Here is a 17,036-nt window from a genome sequence, read left to right on the forward strand (position 1 = left end):
TTTTTAATTCGGAAGAAAGCATGCTCGGTTTTTTGATTAAATGCGCGCGCTTTTCGGGCGCCACAGCTTGCTTCGCCCTGCCAGGAAAAGCAGTCCAATTCCAATCAAACTTAACGTAGCAGGAGAAAAAATGTAACTAATTACCGGTGCGTTAGATGAAATTTGGAATCCATTGCCCGTGGTGAAGTAGGCGCAGGCAGCGCTCCCGCAATCGGATTCATTTAAAAAGAATGAAAATGGGCTAGTTGGGCTAGAGGTTTGTAAGTAAGCCATTTGGCCAAAAGTAGGTTGAGTTAATGGTTGGGTAGAAATACGTAATCGATAGAGTTCATTCAGCGTGACTATGCCCCAGCTTGAAATCCCACCTGTGAGTGAAATGCCGCCATTTAAGAAGACTTGAAACATAGAAATTTCACTGCGGTAGTTGTCAGCGTCATACACGAGAAATCCATCACCATCTTTATCTTCCCCCACAATGCTCCCTTTAATAAAGCCGTTATCGGGGAAGCCATCTTGAAAGAGCGAAATCTTGATGGGGCTCGCAGAAACCGATAACGAAAAGGCGGTTAACACAAGGAAAGTAAATAATGCACGCATTGCTTGTCCATTTTAGGTTGTTTATTTTACCTACACTATTAAACAATAATCATTACTTGATTGTCTACGGTGTTTTTGGCTGCCCCGTTGCCGTAGGTTTCCCTTTTGGCTTGCCAATTCACCTGCTAACATGAGAGTTTATAACTATTTTTTTACGTGAGTAGTTAAACTAAAGAATTATTGAATGCAAGCGTAACGCATGCGAAATGATAGTTGTAGTTACATATAAATAAGGGCGAGTGAATGACAATATCTGTACTCATTTGTGATGACTCTGGCTTTGCCCGGCGCCAAATGGCGCGCTCTATTCCTGATGGTTGGGATGTCTCTATTAGCTTTGCCGAAAATGGCAAAGAGGCAATCGAACTGATTCGTCAAGGTAAAGGCGATGTCATGTTTCTCGATCTTAATATGCCAGTTATGGATGGTTACGAAACCATGGAAGTGGTGCGTGCTGAAGATCTACCGACTATGGTAATTGTCGTCTCGGGCGATGTTCAAGCAGAAGCGCGCGCACGAATGAAGGCGCTCGGCGCGCTGGATTTTATTCGTAAGCCAATTGATAACCAAAAACTCGTTAAAATACTGCGTCAGTATGGCCTGTATTCTGGTGATGGCTCTGCAGAGAATCGAGAAACAGATATTCCAGAATCGGGTTCAAGTGAAAAAACCGAAGCGGATGTGCTAGATGCTTTTCGTGAAATGGCGAACGTTGCAATGGGCCAAGCAGGAGAGAAGCTCGCGCAGTTGCTAGGCGAGTTTATTGATTTACCCATACCGAACGTGAATTTAATCGAAACCCCAGAATTGCACATGGCCATTGCCGAAGTAAAATCGAATGACAGCGTTTCAGCTGTTTCTCAAGGCTTTATAAGTGCCGGAATAAACGGTGAAGCCCTACTGATTTTCAATGATGCCAATACCTCCAGCATGATTGAGTTACTAAAATATCAGTTAACAGCGGCTAATCAGGAGCTGGAACTTGAGGCACTATTAGATGTGTCTAACATTCTTATCGGAGCCTGTTTGAATGCATTATCTGACCAGTTGTATGTCAAATTCAGTCATACGCACCCCATCGTGTTGGGTAGGCATTGTGATCTCGATGAGTTGTTAAGCCGCAATGTTTCTCGTTGGAATAAAGTGCTGGCTATTGAGATTGGTTACGCGATTAAGTCTCATGGTATTCAGTTCGATTTGCTGTTGTTGTTCCCCGACAATGCCATGGAACTGATGTTTGAAAAATTAGTACAAACAGGATGACCACTATGTCGAGCTCTTCATCTGAAAGTCTTGCAGAATTGCACTGGCAACATGATCTTTTAGGCTCTATTGAAGTTGGGCTGGCGGTGCTTGATCACCAATATAACGTGCAAGTGTGGAACCAGTTTATGGAAAACCACAGTGGTGTGCTGCCGAGTGATATTAGAGAAAAGTGCTTGTTTGACTTTTTCCCAGAAATTGAAAAAGACTGGTTCAAGGCAAAAGCGGAGTCAGTTTTCAACTTAAACAGTGCTGCCTTTATTATTTGGGAGCAACGCCCGTATTTATTCAAGTTTGCGACTAATCGCCCCATTACTAGCGCGTCAGATACGATGTACCAGAATATCACTTTGTTTCCACTGGCATCGCTGTCAGACAAGGTAGAGCAAATTTGTCTGGTTGTGTACGACGTGACCGATGAGGCCATTAACAAAAAGGCAATCGAAGGGTTAAATAAAAAGCTTGAGCATATTAGCCGAGTAGATGGCTTAACAGGCCTATATAATCGCCGTTATTGGGAAGAGCAATTTGAACGAGAATACAAGCGTTTAAAACGAAGTGGGCAAGAGGCCTCAGTGTTGATGCTCGATATTGACCACTTTAAAAAAGTCAATGATACCCACGGTCATCCTGCCGGCGATTACATTATTCAAACCCTCGCTAAAATTATTCAAACCGCCATTCGTGAAACAGATATTGCGGGGCGATATGGGGGCGAGGAATTTGCCCTATTATTGCCTTATACCAATGGAGAGAATGCACGTATTGTCGGTGAACGTATCCGGAAGTTAGCCGAGCGTTTTGTGCCTGTGTATGAAGAAAAAGAGATCCCCTTTACGGTGAGTATTGGTATTTGCGAATTTAATGCAAGTTTCGACACCCATATGGGCTGGCTAGAAAAAGCCGATCAGGCTTTGTATCAGTCTAAAGAGAGTGGACGAAATACCGTCACTTTGATTTAGAACAAATATTCATCAGATTACCTCGTCTAAGCTAAGTTGACACATTGTCGTGTCAGCTAACCGTAGCAGATAGAGGTATAGGCATGTTGAGCGAACTTGGGCCACTATTTCGGCATATCGTTGAGGCCGCCAACGATGTTGTGATTATTACCAAGGCCGACACTATCGATCCTCCCGGCCCTGAAATCGTCTATGTGAATAAGGCATTTGAAGCGCTTACGGGGTATCAGTTTGATGAAGTTGTGGGGAAAAATCCACGTATTTTGCAAGGTGAGAATATTGATCGTGCCCCACGAAATAAAATTCGACAGGCGCTATCATCGTTCCAACCCGTTCGCACCACACTTCAAAATGTCGCAAAAGATGGCACACCCTACTGGTTAGATGTGAGCATTATCCCCTTAAAAAACCGTCAGGGGGACGTTACCCATTTTGCCGCGATTGAACGTGATGTAACCTCGCAGCGAGAGCACCAAGAATACCTTGAAATGCTCTCTCGAACAGATGGACTGACGGGACTACTCAACCATCGTGCATTTCATCTTGCCTGTGAAAATCAAATCGAACAGCTTCGTCGTAGTGAAGCCATGCCAACGGGCGTGTCGATTTTGTTATTGGATATAGACCATTTCAAAGGAATTAATGACACCTTTGGTCATTTATGTGGCGATGGCATCCTTAAAGAAATGGGGCGATTGATTCGTGATGCATTTAGAAAGGCGGATTTTGCTGGGCGGGTTGGTGGTGAAGAGTTTTGCGTCGTACTACCTGATACTGGAGAAGTTGAGGCAAAAGCTATCGCAGAACGTTTTCGTCGTTCGGTACAGCAACAGATATTTTCAGAAGAGTATCCAACGTTACGCGTTACAGTGAGTGTGGGCATTGCCACCCACTCTGGAGGGGATGAATTTTATTTGTCTACTTTAAAGCACGCAGATCTTGCCCTTTATGAGGCAAAAAAACGTGGTCGGAATACAATATGTTTGCACAGCGAACTGTAACTGACCGCTATTGAGTAAGCGTTATTGTGACGCTTTGTTTTTGGCCTTGAGTGGGAGCTCGTACTTGGTAAATAATTTAACCAGCGAATCTTTGTACAGCGGCTTAACAATGTAACCTTTGGCTCCGCGCTCTATGGCTTGAGCGACGGTGGTTTTATTCTTGTTACCCGAAAGCATAATAATGGGGGTATTGGCGTTTGGGCCGTCTCCCGATGTGATTTGATCGACTATATAGATTCCATTGGTATCTGGCAGGTTTATATCCATGAGCACCATGTCATATTGGGAAGAACTCAGCGACGCAAATGCGTTACGTCCAGTTGAAGTATGCTCGACCTTGATTTTATAAGGATCAAGAATACGTTGTGTGAGCTGCAGGCTGATAGGATCATCTTCAACTAACAATACGCGTGGCTGAGCAGGGGCTTTTTTCAGAATTTCATCAGGATCGATATCCTGATTATATAGCTGATTGAATTGCGGCTTTTGCTTGGCTTCGGTCTTTTCAGACGTGCTTTCATCATCGGTGTCGGTCTCTTCTTCACTTGCTTGCGGGAACAACGATGATAACAATGCCAGTGCTTTTTCTTGGAGCCTTAAAAGTTCTGGACGGATTTCGTCAGATTTTATCGCCCCTAACATGGCCTTGAGGCGTTCTACATCTAATGATGCGGGCTGTGCTTGCTCAAGTTTTTTGGACGCCTCATCCAGTGCTGTCTCTATTTCTTTTAAACTCGTCTCAAATGCTGCTTTCATAGAGGCTTTTTTCTCTACGACGCGTTTTAATGTAGATTGAAGATCGTCAGAGTATTTAAGGGTGTAGCGTTCAAAAAGCACATCTTTGTTTTCAATCGGGGTTGATACGCCTAGCTCAATCAACAAGTGCTGGCATATCATCACAACGCGGTGTACTTCATAAACAGGCCGAGACACCAAATAATCATCAATGACGCCACTTTTAAATGCGTTGTACGCATCTTCTTCACATTGGCGAGGAATCAAGGAAACGACGCGGTGATCGCAAACTTTATACTCTTTGACCGCATCGAAACAACGGTAATAGCTCGATAGCGTTGCGGTGACGCTTTCGCCCGTTATCAATAAAACTTTAGGTGTTACATCCACTAACTGACGGCAGAGCTCTTTTAGTTTGGTAATGACGCTAATGCTGGTGAAATGTTTTTGCAATGTCTCGATTACGAGCCGATCGCTTTCAGCGTCGGTTTGCAGTACTACGATATGGTTGGCTTTTTCTTTTTCATCAGTCATGTTGCTGCGTCACCTTTTCTACTTCGTGTAGTACATGCGTAATTTCACTATTTTGCTCTTCCCATAACGACGTTAATCGGTTTGTATCTATGTCGTCGGCACAGGCTTCTTCCATTTTTTCGCAGAGCTGACTCAATATTTTTGCCCCTACAATCAACGTACTGCTTTTTAAACTATGGGATAGCTTTTGTGCTTTCGTCCAGTTTTTACTTTTTACTGCTTCGTTGAGATCGTTTTGCATATTCGTCAGGTTATGGGAAAACTGTTGTAAAAACGCGCGGTAATCGCTCTCTTCAACTTCGCCGATAAAGTCTTTTAGCGTATTTAGGCAGATAGTGTTTTGTTTGCCCACGTCTTTGTTAACACCTTCATCAATAAAGACCGATTCGTTAATAACGGGCTCTGCCAACGGTGTACTTGTCGCTTGTTCGTTATGTGATGGAGAGAACGGGTGAGTTGCGCTTGTTGACGTTAAGATTTCAGCGAGTGTGGTCATGGTTAATGGCTTCATTAGCACATCATCTGCACCTGCATTTAAACAATCTTCCATACACCGTGGCGTACGATCGGCGGTGAGAACGAGCATGGCGCACGTGGGCTGGTTATGTTTCACTTCCCATTGTCGTAAACTGCGAATTAAGTCTGAACCCAGCTCTCCTGGCATTTGATAGTCGGTGATAACCAAGTTAAATGTCTGTTGCTCAAAGAAAATCTTGGCGTCTTCTGCATTCACTGCAAACTGCGCATTGACATTGAAACGTGAAAACTGTTTTTGTAAGACGAACATGTTGTCTTCGTTGTCTTCCACTACAAGCACTCGCATTTGGTGTGGAATATGAACAACTTTTAATTTGTTATCTGTTGTATCTTGCGCGTCTATACGGCTCAAAAATGCCAATATTTGCGACAGCTTGAGGGGCATTCTTTGAATTTGTGGGTAGTCAGAAAAACGTTTTAAGGGCTTTATTGAGTAGATGATGCCTAACTGGCTGCAAGTGAGGTTCTCAAGAGACTCAGTTTCATTTAAAAACAGAGGGTTGAGTAAGGTGTAGGTGTTTTCTCTTTCGCCTTGAAACTCGCGACCAGACATGGGTGTGATATATTTACAAGTTATATTAAGAAACGGTGAATAAGGCTTTAATGCTTGTGTAAATTGTTCATCGTTGCACTCCAATATAATGGGCGAGTCTATATGTTTAAACGTGTCAACTTCAGGTGTGCTTGCCTCTAACAAACTTACGTCAAAATAAAACTTAGAGCCGATACCCACTTCACTTTTCAGTTGCAGTTTGCTGCCCATTAATTCACAGATTTTTTGGCAGATGCTCAACCCCAACCCTGATCCACCAAAACGCCGATGAATATCGGGAGATGCCTGTGTAAAATCTATGAATATGCTCTCTCGTTGATCTTCTGGAATGCCAATGCCATTATCTTCAACGCTAAATCGTGTTAGGCCCGTTCCTTCTAGTCGTTCAACTCTAACAGACACCCGCGGACGAGGTTTCGTATTAAATTTTAATGCATTACTCACTAAATTATTTAACACTTGCATGAGTCGAATGTCGTCAACCGTAACAATGTCAGACAGGCTTGGGTCAACAAAGAGTTTAATAAAGGCTTTTTCCTGTTCCGCCTGACCTACAAACTCCTCAACAACTTGTTCACATAAATTACGTAAAGACACATCAACAAGAGATAACTCGACTTTATCGGCTTCAAACTTTGAAAAATCCAACACGTCGTTGATTAACCGCATCAAATGTTCTGCATTATGATATACCTTGGTGAGTAGCTCGTTCTCTGACAGTTCATAGTCATCCAAGCATAAATCCAACAGGCCAATGATTGCATTGAGGGGCGTTCTTACTTCGTGGCTCATAGCAGCCATAAAATGGCTTTTTGCTTCACTTAGTTCGCTTGCCTCGACCAATGCTTCTCGTAGTCGTGTGTTTAAGCGTTTTAGCTCAGTCTCATCTATGATTAAGCCAATGCGTTCGCCCGTATGGGTGACCCTGTCGCGGTATTCCAAATAGCGCCCATCGGCATTTTTAAAACTGAAACTACAAGCCCGTCCATATTGAATGCAGCGCTTGACATACCTGAGTCGCCCGCGCATATCGCTTTGATTTGACACTTGTAAATGGTTGAGGACGGCTTCTACAAAGTCTTCTAGCGGACGATTTTGATATTCTTTTGTATTAATGAATGGAAACAAGCGTTCCATGTTTTGGTTCATCAAGTCGATATCGTTGTGATGATCACAAATCAATAAGGCATCAGACATCTGATCAATGGCGGCTAACAGATTTTGATAGCGCTTGGCTAAGTCTGAAGATTGAGCTTGGACGGCTTTGATCAACCACTGATCGGATTGTAGCGGAAGCGATGTCAGCACAAAGTGTTCGCCCGATGTGGCATGTCCCGCGACAAAATGCGCCCGCTCTTGTTCTCCTGACACAAATACACGCAATGTATTTAACAAGGCTGGCATTGAGTCTAGTAAAGTATGACATTGAGAAAACGCATCGTTTTGTGCGATTACTTTGTAGCTACTATCAATAACAAATACGGGTACTGTGAATACGCGAATAAACGATAAATCAGCGGTAGTTGTTACATCATTCATAGCGTTTTTTTAAGGAGGGAATTGCAATACATGCCTAAGCTTAGAAGGCGTTTTATGCATCTGCAAATATCGTATTTAGATGATAATGACTATCAGTACATATCCATCGTGTGGTTTTTGCAGTAATGGCTATAGTTGAAGTACAAGTAAGGCATGGTAAAAGGAATTGATGTTTGCAGGCTTCTGAAATACTACTCGCTAGACAACCTATATACGACAGAAACATCTCACTTTATGGGTTTGAATTGCTTTATCGCGGCCCAACCAATATCTGTGAGTTAGATGCTGAATCTCAAGTGGCGGCAACCGTAGAGCTGTTAGCAAATATTTGTACGAACTCTTTAGACGACAACATGAATTTAGGCTTGCCTTTATTTGTGAATATTGATCAGGCTTTTATCGAGTCTAGTGCCTATTTTCCCGCACCATCCGACAATCTTATTTTAGAAATACTTGAGCATGTAAAAGCCACCGACAACGTTATGTTGAATTTACAGCAGCTTAAAAAACAAGGTTACCGATTCGCACTCGATGATTATGTGTTTGAGAAAGAGCGTTCTGAATTTTTACCCTTGGTGTCTATAGTCAAAATTGATTTATCGCTGATGTCGTTAGACGAAGTGCGCCAACGACTACCAGAGTTAAGAACGGAAAGGCGCTTATTGCTGGCTGAAAAGGTAGAGACTAAAGCCATGCTTGATGCCTGTTTAGAAATGGATTTTGACTTATTTCAAGGCTATTTTCTCGAATATCCTACGTTGATTGCAGGTAAAAAAATCGATGCAAACAAGCAATTGGTGATTCGGCTTATCTCAGAGTTAAGTCGTGACGATGCCGAGTTTGACGACATCGTGGATTTAATCTCTCTTGATCCTCTGCTGACCTATAAAATTTTACTGTTAGTGAATTCTCCCATGTACCATTTTGTAAGAGAAATTCATTCTGTTAAAGAAGCGATCATCGCCCTCGGGCTAGAAGCCGTCAGGCGCTGGGCAATGATTATTAGTTTGGTGTCGCATTTGAATCAACCCAAAGAGCTATTTCGCACACTGCTTGTGCGAGCCAAAACATTGGAATTGTATGCAGAAAAAGAAAAATCCTATGATCCGAAATCATGCTTTTTGCTAGGACTTTTTTCGGGTATTGATGCGATTTTAGAAACCGATATGGAGAATTTGCTCGCCAAGCTGACGCTGTCTAATGAACTAAAGCTTGCGTTATTACATGCGAATACACCTCTTAGTATTTTGCTGAATCAAGCAGTAGGCGTTGAGCGGCTAGATGCAGACGTATTGGAGTCGTTGTCAACCCAACAGGCCTACAATTTGAATCAATGTAATCGATTAGCAATGCGTTGGGCGGATGAAACATTAATGATTGTGGCGTAATGTTGTTTGAATCCTGTTTGTTAATTATACTGTATATAATTACATGCTTTTTATGAGTTGCGTTTGAAAAAGATTATTCATGTTGATATGGATTGCTTTTATGCTGCGGTAGAAATGCGGGACAATCCCGCGCTTACCCATAAGCCGATTGCTATTGGCGGCAGCGCAGAACGGCGCGGCGTGATTTCTACCTGTAATTATCCAGCGAGAAAGTATGGTGTGCGTTCAGCCATGGCAACCGCACATGCTCTCAAACTGTGTCCTGATTTGGTGTTGGTTCCGGGCAGAATGGACGTGTATGTGAGTGTGTCAAAACAAATTCGAGAGATTTTTTCGCGCTATACATCAATCATTGAACCGCTATCGTTAGATGAGGCGTATTTGGATGTCACTCACAGTACGTTATTTCAAGGCAGCGCAACCCTTATTGCTGAAGATATACGACGCACGATTTTTGATGAAACAGGGCTAACGGCATCGGCTGGTGTAGCGCCATGCAAGTTTGTGGCTAAAATTGCCAGCGACGAAAATAAGCCAAATGGAATGTGTGTTGTTACACCCGATGATCTTGATGCGTTTGTGAAAATATTACCCCTTGGCAAAATTCCTGGGGTAGGCAAAGTGACTGTTGAGAAGCTCCATACTATGGGGCTATACACCTGCGAAGATGTGCGGGCGTATTCTCTTCCTGAATTGATAAAGCGCTTTGGTAAGTTTGGTCCAGTGTTGTGGAATCGTAGCCATGGCATTGATAATCGAGACGTGAAAGTTGAACGTCAACGTAAATCGGTCGGGGTCGAGCGCACGTTGTCTGAAGATATTGCGAGTTTGGATGACTGTCTCAACATGGTTGAGCATTTGTATCCAAAATTAGTTGAACGCTTAGATAACGCTAATACGTCTGGGCGAATCGCCAGTCAGGGAGTAAAGTTGAAGTTTAGCGACTTTCAGCAAACGACCGTCGAACACAGGCATCAAACACTAGACAAAGCCTATTTCCATACACTCATCGAAGAGGCCTTTTCCAGAAAGGGAGAAGGACGAGGAATCCGTTTGGTTGGGCTTCATGTTGGCTTGCCCGACGCCAGTAAACAGCATCAGTACAGTTTTACGTTTTAGGTATTCCTTCACTGTTATGATTACCCCAAAAGATGTTAACTAATGTTTACATTCTCTCTACAGTGTTGATGCAATAAGCGTTAGTGAAAGTGAGCGTATCTTAACCGTATGCCAGCCTTGGCGTAGACGTATGGATTCCCACAAGGCAAAATAAGCCCTTACACACTTATTCATTTTTTTGGGGCTCTTATGGCGTTTCCTACACCCGTGCAAGTTAGTGACGTTAACCAACTACTTGCCACGCATTCAGATTGGGATGCAATTATTTATATTTCTGATTTATCTGGTTCAGAGCAATTTCCCGCTATTCACCAAGCGATTCTTCAACAAGAAAAAATTGATAAACGTACCGGTCTTCACACTGTATTAATCAATGCGCCCGAGCTCGCGGGTGGTCGCCTTATTTTTGCCCCAACAGGTGATTTAAGTCGTGATTATGATGATGTTAGGCGTATCGCTGATGCTACCAAGCTGGCAGCAGAGCTCGCATTACAGGCTGGTGTAGAAAAGCCATTACTTGTCACTGAGATTGGTAGCAATGCGTCACAGTATCAAGAATCTCAAGGTGTCGCGTACTTGGCGTTATGTCAGGCTATGTGGCAACCGCTCGAAGCACGAGAAGCGCTTGGTGAAGATACGATTGAAACAGTATTAAAAGCAGGCGTGTTCAGCGAGCGCGAACTGAATTTGGCGTTCTGGCAAGCAATTGAAGCAGGCAAGCGTGTCGCGCGTGACTTGTGTGGTACAGAGCCTGAAAGAATGGCACCTCCTAAATTTGCAGACTATTGTGAACAGGCATTTGCAGGTACGGATGTGGCTGTGTCTGTGCTGTCAGATGATGCGGAAATTTTAGCCTCTTATCCATTGTTACACGCCGTTGCAAGGGCTTCTGTAGAGGTGCCACGCCATGCCCCACGCGTGATTCGATTGGAGTATACGGGACAAGGCACTATCGAGAAAACCCTATACTTGGCGGGCAAAGGAATTACTTTCGATACCGGCGGTGCAGATTTGAAAGTGGGTGGCCATATGGCTGGCATGAGCCGTGATAAAGGTGGTGCAGCAGCCGTTGCTGGAATCATGAAAACCGTTGCAGCACTGAAACCCAAAGGCATAAAAGTGGTCGCAGAAATCGGTGCGGTAAGAAACAGCATCGGCGCAGATGCTTTTGTGCCAGATGAAATTATTACGGGTCATGCTGGAAAACGTGTACGTGTAGGTAACACCGATGCGGAAGGCCGTATGGTGCTCGCTGATATTTTGTCTCATATGCGTGAAGACGCTAAAGATGCAGTGAATCCTGAAATCTTCTCAATGGCGACATTGACCGGACATGCCGCCATTGCGTTTGGCCCTTACACTGCCTTAGTGGAAAATGGCCCAGCCAAATCAAAACAAACCGCGAAAACAATTGCGTCTGCCGGAGAGCAATGGGGCGACCCCGCAGAGCAATCTTTGTCACGCAGAGAAGACTTTGACTTCGTTAGGCCGCGTACCAAAGCGGATGATGTTTTGTCATCGAATAACGCCCCCTCTGTCGCAACGGTAAGAGGACATCAATTCCCAATGGCCTTTTTGAGTATTGCATCAGGGTTAGATCAGCACAGTCTAAACAGTGATTATCCTATCCCGTACACACATGTAGATATTGCTGGAAGCGGTGTAGAAGGCGGTGATTGGCAGCATGGTAAGCCTACCGCTGCCCCCGTTGCAGCGTTTGCTGCAACTTATTTACAGGATTTAGCATAGTGATCACACCCGGTAAATACCGTCATTACAAAGGTAATGACTATCAGGTACTGGGTGTGGCAACGCACTCAGAAGATGAAACGAAGCTGGTGGTATACCGTCCTCTTTATGGTGAAGGGGCGTTATGGGTTAGGCCGTTAGAGATGTTTCTAGAGAGCGTTGAGCTAGATGGCAAAGCTGTTCCTCGTTTTCAATTTGTGTCTGAAGATTGATCGTCGAGTGACTGTGTAATTTGCTTAATGTTCGCCTCATTGAAGTCGTTGTTTACTGCAACGGCAACGCATGGGGCGATTTGATCTTGTAAATGTGGCATGGCTTCTCGTAAGGCGTTGACACCTTCACATTTTAAGATGGCGGCTTCTTCTGCAACCGTGGGCGTTGCATGATCCTGCACGATCCCTATTGCGCCAAATTGGCTGATTGCAAAGGCTTTGTGACGCGTGGCATTTTGGTAGTCATGCCATTTGTCGCCCAGCAATGTTTTAGCTAATTCGGCTAAGCGTTGGCTGTTGTCGGGAGTTGGTGCTTGCAGCGGCCTGATGTCATTATCTGCATTTGCCAAGATCGTTGATTTGATTCGTCCCATCGTGGCTTGTTGATTGGTGTCGATAATCTGACATTGCCCTTGTTTGCCTTGTTTTTGTTCGCAGCTTTGTAGCGCCAAATGCTGAGCACGGTGCGCGTTCGTTTCACCGTAAGCTTCGCCCCAAGCTCCACCAAATGCGATAGCAAAGGCCTTATTCCCATTTCTGGTCAAATACGTTCTATACGCTTTGGCTTGTTCTAGATTGTTGGCCACTTGCATTGCTACATGAAAAGCTTCTATAGGCTCCCACGGCTTCAAGCGCTCCTGGGTAAGATGTTGTCGCAGACTAAATACGTCAGTGGTTTCGTGAAGACTCTCGCCGTCGCGTGCAACTACATAACAAGGTGCATCCGGCTGCTTCTCTTCACACTGGCTAATGGCGGCGTCATCTGCAGATGAAATTAAACCATAAGACCAACTTTCTCCGTAAACGCCTAAAGGTGACACCGCAAACGCACTGTATGCAGGGCGTGATTGATATTTAAGGTAGGCTTCTATTGCCGCCTCACTGGGCAGGGAACTGGGAACTTGTTGAGCAACTGCTTGTTGAACGGTAAAAGCAAGGCATACAATAGAAAAAACAATTAGGTTAACCATGAGTAGACGTTTTTGTTGTAGATTGCATCAGTATACCGCAAAGATTCTCCGATCCTAATTCATCGTTACGCCCACTCTTGTAAGTTAATGCATAAAGAGCGTTACGGTGCGCATGATAGGGACTTACTGTTTAAACCTGACAAGGGCCAGTGTATCTTCACATGTTATCTTTAAATATATGATATTGTTGCTATATATTTCGATTTTGCTGAATCCTATTGGCGTTAATTCTGGGAATTAAATGAATTTGTCCACTCACTTACTAAACCGTTATTTTTGGTTAGGAAATATGAGTTTTTGGCTCGCAGCGCATTTCATGTTTACGCAAGTTCAATATCAGGCTCTGCAAGGATCATCAAATGAATTGAGCTGGATGGCGACGTGGTTAAAATTAAGTCCGTGGTTTTTACTCTGGATACCCATCACCGCCATAGAATTTATAATTGTGCAACGCGCACCGTCGCGCAAACATGAGCGAGCGCGCAAGATTATTTATCACTTACTATGGGCGATGGTGCTTTTAACCGTGTATTGGATAACGGCTACTTTTCTTCGGGCTCTTATTGAATCTCAGGTCGATCAGGTTTGGCAGAATCTATACAGCGTGTTGACCACAAGTGCACAACTTGACATTTATATCTATGTGTTCATTTTAGCATTGGCTTCAGGTGCGCAATTTTATCATAAGTCGATGGAAGAAAAGCTAGAGTTGAAACGCTTGCAGCACGCATTGTCTGTAGAGCAATTAAAAACATTGAGATCACAGTTAAATCCACATTTTTTGTTTAATGCGTTAAATACAATTGCGAGTTTGGTGCGCTTGAAGCGAGATGCAGAGGCTGTCACTGGACTGTCCGAGTTGAGTCTAATGTTAAGAAGTATTTTAGAAAACAAAAACAATGAAGACGTGAGCATAGAAAATGAGATCGCATTCATTAATTGCTATTTGTCATTACAAAAAATGCGCTTTACTGACAAGCTCGATATTCGCGTACAGGTCGATAAACAGTGCCTTGATATTAAAATTCCAAACATGTTGTTACATCCATTAGTTGAAAATGCGGTGCAACACGGTTCACAATTAGAATCAAATAAGAACCTTATACAATTAACCATCTCTAAGATAAACCACTCTTTGCAGATAGAACTCACTAATAAAGTGGCTAAAAATGACAACCATCAAGGGTTTGGAATTGGGCTTTCGAATACGCGAGAGCGGCTGGCCAAACTTTATTCTCAGTTTCATTTAACGTTGAACGCTATTGATGATGATTTGTTTGAAACCACGCTAGTCATACCTATAGGAGAGCAGGATGCTAAATATACTGATTGCAGATGATGAGTTGCTGGCAAGAGAAACGCTAAAACTTCTTCTGACTCAACAACCTGATATTGGTCATGTTTATGAGGCTGAATCGGGAACAAAAGCTCTGGAATTGGCAGTGAAGCATGAACCTGAGCTTGTCATTCTTGATATTGAAATGCCGGGAATGACGGGTATAGAAGTCGCTAGGGCACTTCCTAAAGCGTGCTCTGTCCTTTTTGCAACGGCGTATAACGAATTTGCTGTGATGGCATTTGAAGTGAATGCTGTAGATTATATTCTTAAACCATTTGATGACAGTCGCTTTTCGGCGGCAATAGCTAAGGCAAGAAGTCGAATAGAATCAACACTGACTGCCGATATGGGGAAAGTCAGCGAGATGATTCAACAGCTCATTAGTAGTCAGCAAACACACTATAAAAAGCGCTTAGTAATTAGGGATCCGGGTAGGATCCGACTCATTGACGTCGCTCAAATTGATTTTGTTACTGGCGCTGGTAACTATGTAGAACTGAATTTGCGAGATGGCACTAAGGTACTTCATCGTGAAACCATGGCAACGCTAGAGAACCAGCTAGACCCGTTAGATTTTGTCAGAATCCATCGTTCTTCTATTGTCAGGCGAAGCAGCATTAGCGAACTTCGCCCAAATGACAAAGGAGATTATTCGGTTATTTTATACAGCGGAGAGGTGCTCACCCTCTCACGCCGTAATCGAAATAAGCTAAATGAGCTTACTTGCTAGGTGTTTGCTCTAGCGATTAAGTCAATAACAAACTGGAAAGTGTCCACAGTATGGCGGCGATACCCGCTGCCGTTGTGGCAGGTACCAATTGCGTTTTAACGTGGTCCATAAGATCGCATCCTGTTGTCATTGCACTGAGAATTGTGGTGTCGGAGATGGGCGAACATTGATCGCCATATACAGAGCCATTTAGCACCGTTGCAAAACAAATCATCATAAATACTTCTGGATGGGCTAATCCGGAAGATTGCGCGATAGCCCAAGCCAAAGGCATAGCGAGCGGAAAGGCGATAGCGTATGTACCCCAACTCGTGCCTGTTGAAAATGCAATGAGCATAGTTAACAGTTGAAGTACGACAGGCAGTAAGTAATAGGGGAGATCTTCTCCCAACAAATCTACTAGATATAAGCCGCCGCCGAGCTGTTTACTAATACCGCCAATAGTGATGGCCAGCATTAGGATCACAGAGGCTACCACCACGCCTTTCCAGCCTGTGCCCATACCTTCAAACACTTGTCGAATGGTCATGCCCTTCGCGATAGCTGTGATAAGCGCGATGCCTAAAGCACTGGCGAAGGCCCAATGAATCTGTGGCGAACCCATGAATAGATAGGTTAATACTGCGACCATAATGAGGCTCAAAAGGGGCACAGCAAACTCGAACCAGTGCGCGTGATAGCCCACAGGGACAGACACAGTTTGGAGTTCTTTGGCGCTAAGTGGTGAGGCATTCTCCGCATCCAACTGCCCAGTTAATCTGGCACGGTTGATGGCTTTGCGCATTGGCGCACCCGCAAATCGATAAAAACCGATACTAACCAAAAATGTCCCTACCACCGCAAAAATACCGTAAAAGCTAAATGGAATACTGGAAAAAAAGAAGTCGATCCGATCCGACTCAGTTGCTAAAAATGCAACGCCAGGCACAAAAATAAGGGCTTGAATGTAAGCAGGCCATGCATTAAACGCAATGACGGATGCAATAGGAGAGGCGGTAGAGTCAACCACATAACTGAGTTCTTCATGGCTGACGTTGGCTTTATCAGCGAGAGGCTTCACGGTTGTTCCTACTAGCACCGTACTCATTGTGCCTCCTTGAAAGAACAACACACCTAAACACCAAGTAACCAGCTTGGCTGAGCGTGGGCCACGGACAAATTTTCGAGACATCATTTCTGCAAACGCTAATGCGGCCCCCGTGCGTGACCAAATGCCCATTAACCCGCCCAGCAACCAGAGGTAGAGTACCAATATTGAAGCCGCATCTGTGGTGGCTAAATTCGGAATCAATACATCAGCGCTCAGGTCAAATTTACCCACCATAAAGGCACCTACCACAATACCACTAAATAGCGCGAGTAATGGTTCCCGCGTGAGTAAGCACAAGGCAATGGCAATAAATGCAGGCAGTAAAGACCAGAGTTCATAATGGTAATTTGCGGTCAGTAGAATCGGCTCGTCAGGCTTATCATTAAAATACACCCACTGCTGTTTAATCGAGGGTTCACCTTCAATAAGGTCTAGCTCGCTTTGTCGTAAGGGAGAAGATTCGTAAGGCACTGGTGGTGGGAGTGTTTTTTCTTTACCCGACATTAAATAGGCTTGCTGTCCGGCATCATTCAGATATATTTGATAACGAACCTGATTTTCGAGCCATTTTGGAGACACTGCGAGGTTGATGTAAATCGCTGAGGCAACACCAAATATAATACATATCAGTGTGGCCCACTTAGTTAGTTTACTCATGTAGTTAACCTTCTCTGGTTCAGGAAGAACGAAAACGTCTTACTTACTCGCTTCACATAA

Annotated in this window: 14 protein-coding genes; 9 read left to right on the forward strand and 5 right to left on the reverse strand. The window is 44.0% G+C overall.

Translation table 11 applies throughout. From position 1 onward, the window contains the following. Positions 1 to 36: 36 nt before the first annotated feature. Complete coding sequence (locus tag OE749_RS08095) at positions 37 to 597, reverse strand: hypothetical protein (RefSeq protein ID WP_263711932.1); 561 nt, start codon at positions 595 to 597, stop codon at positions 37 to 39. Positions 598 to 840: 243 nt separating this feature from the next. Here OE749_RS08095 and OE749_RS08100 point away from each other — a divergent pair, with 243 nt between their 5' ends. The 3 genes from OE749_RS08100 to OE749_RS08110 all read left to right on the forward strand — a co-directional run bounded on the left by OE749_RS08100 (position 841) and on the right by OE749_RS08110 (position 3,823). Continuing rightward, positions 841 to 1,860 (forward strand): response regulator, encoded by a 1,020-nt coding sequence (locus tag OE749_RS08100; RefSeq protein WP_263711933.1) that lies wholly within the window; start codon positions 841 to 843, stop codon positions 1,858 to 1,860. Between the two features lie 5 nt (positions 1,861 to 1,865). After that, complete coding sequence (locus tag OE749_RS08105; RefSeq protein ID WP_263711934.1) at positions 1,866 to 2,822, forward strand: GGDEF domain-containing protein; 957 nt, start codon at positions 1,866 to 1,868, stop codon at positions 2,820 to 2,822. Positions 2,823 to 2,905: 83 nt separating this feature from the next. Beyond that, positions 2,906 to 3,823: a sensor domain-containing diguanylate cyclase gene (locus OE749_RS08110; RefSeq protein ID WP_263711935.1), complete on the forward strand. Its 918-nt coding sequence runs from the start codon at positions 2,906 to 2,908 to the stop codon at positions 3,821 to 3,823. Between the two features lie 21 nt (positions 3,824 to 3,844). On the opposite strand, the gene OE749_RS08115 is transcribed toward OE749_RS08110, so the two are convergent. Beyond that, positions 3,845 to 5,092, reverse strand: a complete 1,248-nt coding sequence (locus OE749_RS08115; RefSeq protein WP_263711936.1) for a response regulator — start codon at positions 5,090 to 5,092, stop codon at positions 3,845 to 3,847. Continuing rightward, positions 5,085 to 7,721, reverse strand: coding sequence for an ATP-binding protein (locus OE749_RS08120; protein ID WP_263711937.1), 2,637 nt, complete (start codon positions 7,719 to 7,721; stop codon positions 5,085 to 5,087). Before OE749_RS08120 ends, OE749_RS08115 begins: the two co-directional genes overlap by 8 nt. Positions 7,722 to 7,894: 173 nt before the next feature. Between OE749_RS08120 and OE749_RS08125 the strand changes: the two genes are divergently transcribed. The 4 genes from OE749_RS08125 to OE749_RS08140 all read left to right on the forward strand — a co-directional run bounded on the left by OE749_RS08125 (position 7,895) and on the right by OE749_RS08140 (position 12,189). Continuing rightward, positions 7,895 to 9,109 carry an EAL and HDOD domain-containing protein gene (locus OE749_RS08125; protein WP_263711938.1) on the forward strand — a complete coding sequence of 405 codons (1,215 nt, stop codon included), beginning with the start codon at positions 7,895 to 7,897 and terminating at the stop codon, positions 9,107 to 9,109. Between the two features lie 63 nt (positions 9,110 to 9,172). Beyond that, positions 9,173 to 10,228, forward strand: coding sequence for a DNA polymerase IV (dinB, locus tag OE749_RS08130; RefSeq protein WP_263711939.1), 1,056 nt, complete (start codon positions 9,173 to 9,175; stop codon positions 10,226 to 10,228). A gap of 189 nt (positions 10,229 to 10,417) precedes the next feature. After that, entirely contained in the window at positions 10,418 to 11,977 is a 1,560-nt protein-coding gene (locus OE749_RS08135) for a M17 family metallopeptidase (protein WP_263711940.1), read from the forward strand. Further along, positions 11,974 to 12,189 (forward strand): DUF1653 domain-containing protein, encoded by a 216-nt coding sequence (locus OE749_RS08140; protein WP_263712011.1) that lies wholly within the window; start codon positions 11,974 to 11,976, stop codon positions 12,187 to 12,189. The genes OE749_RS08135 and OE749_RS08140 overlap by 4 nt, the downstream gene beginning before the upstream one ends. On the opposite strand, the gene OE749_RS08145 is transcribed toward OE749_RS08140, so the two are convergent. After that, a complete protein-coding gene (locus OE749_RS08145; protein ID WP_263711941.1) occupies positions 12,168 to 13,160 on the reverse strand; it encodes a hypothetical protein in 993 nt (330 codons plus the stop codon). The two genes, OE749_RS08140 and OE749_RS08145, sit on opposite strands and share 22 nt — an antisense overlap. Before the next feature lie 289 nt (positions 13,161 to 13,449). Here OE749_RS08145 and OE749_RS08150 point away from each other — a divergent pair, with 289 nt between their 5' ends. Both OE749_RS08150 and OE749_RS08155 read left to right on the forward strand, forming a co-directional pair. Continuing rightward, entirely contained in the window at positions 13,450 to 14,499 is a 1,050-nt protein-coding gene (locus OE749_RS08150; RefSeq protein ID WP_263711942.1) for a sensor histidine kinase, read from the forward strand. Continuing rightward, complete coding sequence (locus OE749_RS08155; RefSeq protein WP_263711943.1) at positions 14,474 to 15,229, forward strand: LytR/AlgR family response regulator transcription factor; 756 nt, start codon at positions 14,474 to 14,476, stop codon at positions 15,227 to 15,229. The genes OE749_RS08150 and OE749_RS08155 overlap by 26 nt, the downstream gene beginning before the upstream one ends. Positions 15,230 to 15,245: 16 nt before the next feature. Here the strand turns inward: OE749_RS08155 and OE749_RS08160 are convergent, their stop codons facing one another. Continuing rightward, on the reverse strand, positions 15,246 to 16,976 hold the full coding sequence (locus OE749_RS08160; protein WP_263711944.1) for a Na+/H+ antiporter NhaC family protein: 1,731 nt from the start codon (positions 16,974 to 16,976) through the stop codon (positions 15,246 to 15,248). Positions 16,977 to 17,036: the final 60 nt, after the last annotated feature.

This window comes from Fluctibacter corallii, assembly GCF_025751585.1.
GTDB classification, from domain to species: domain Bacteria; phylum Pseudomonadota; class Gammaproteobacteria; order Enterobacterales; family Alteromonadaceae; genus Fluctibacter_A; species Fluctibacter_A corallii.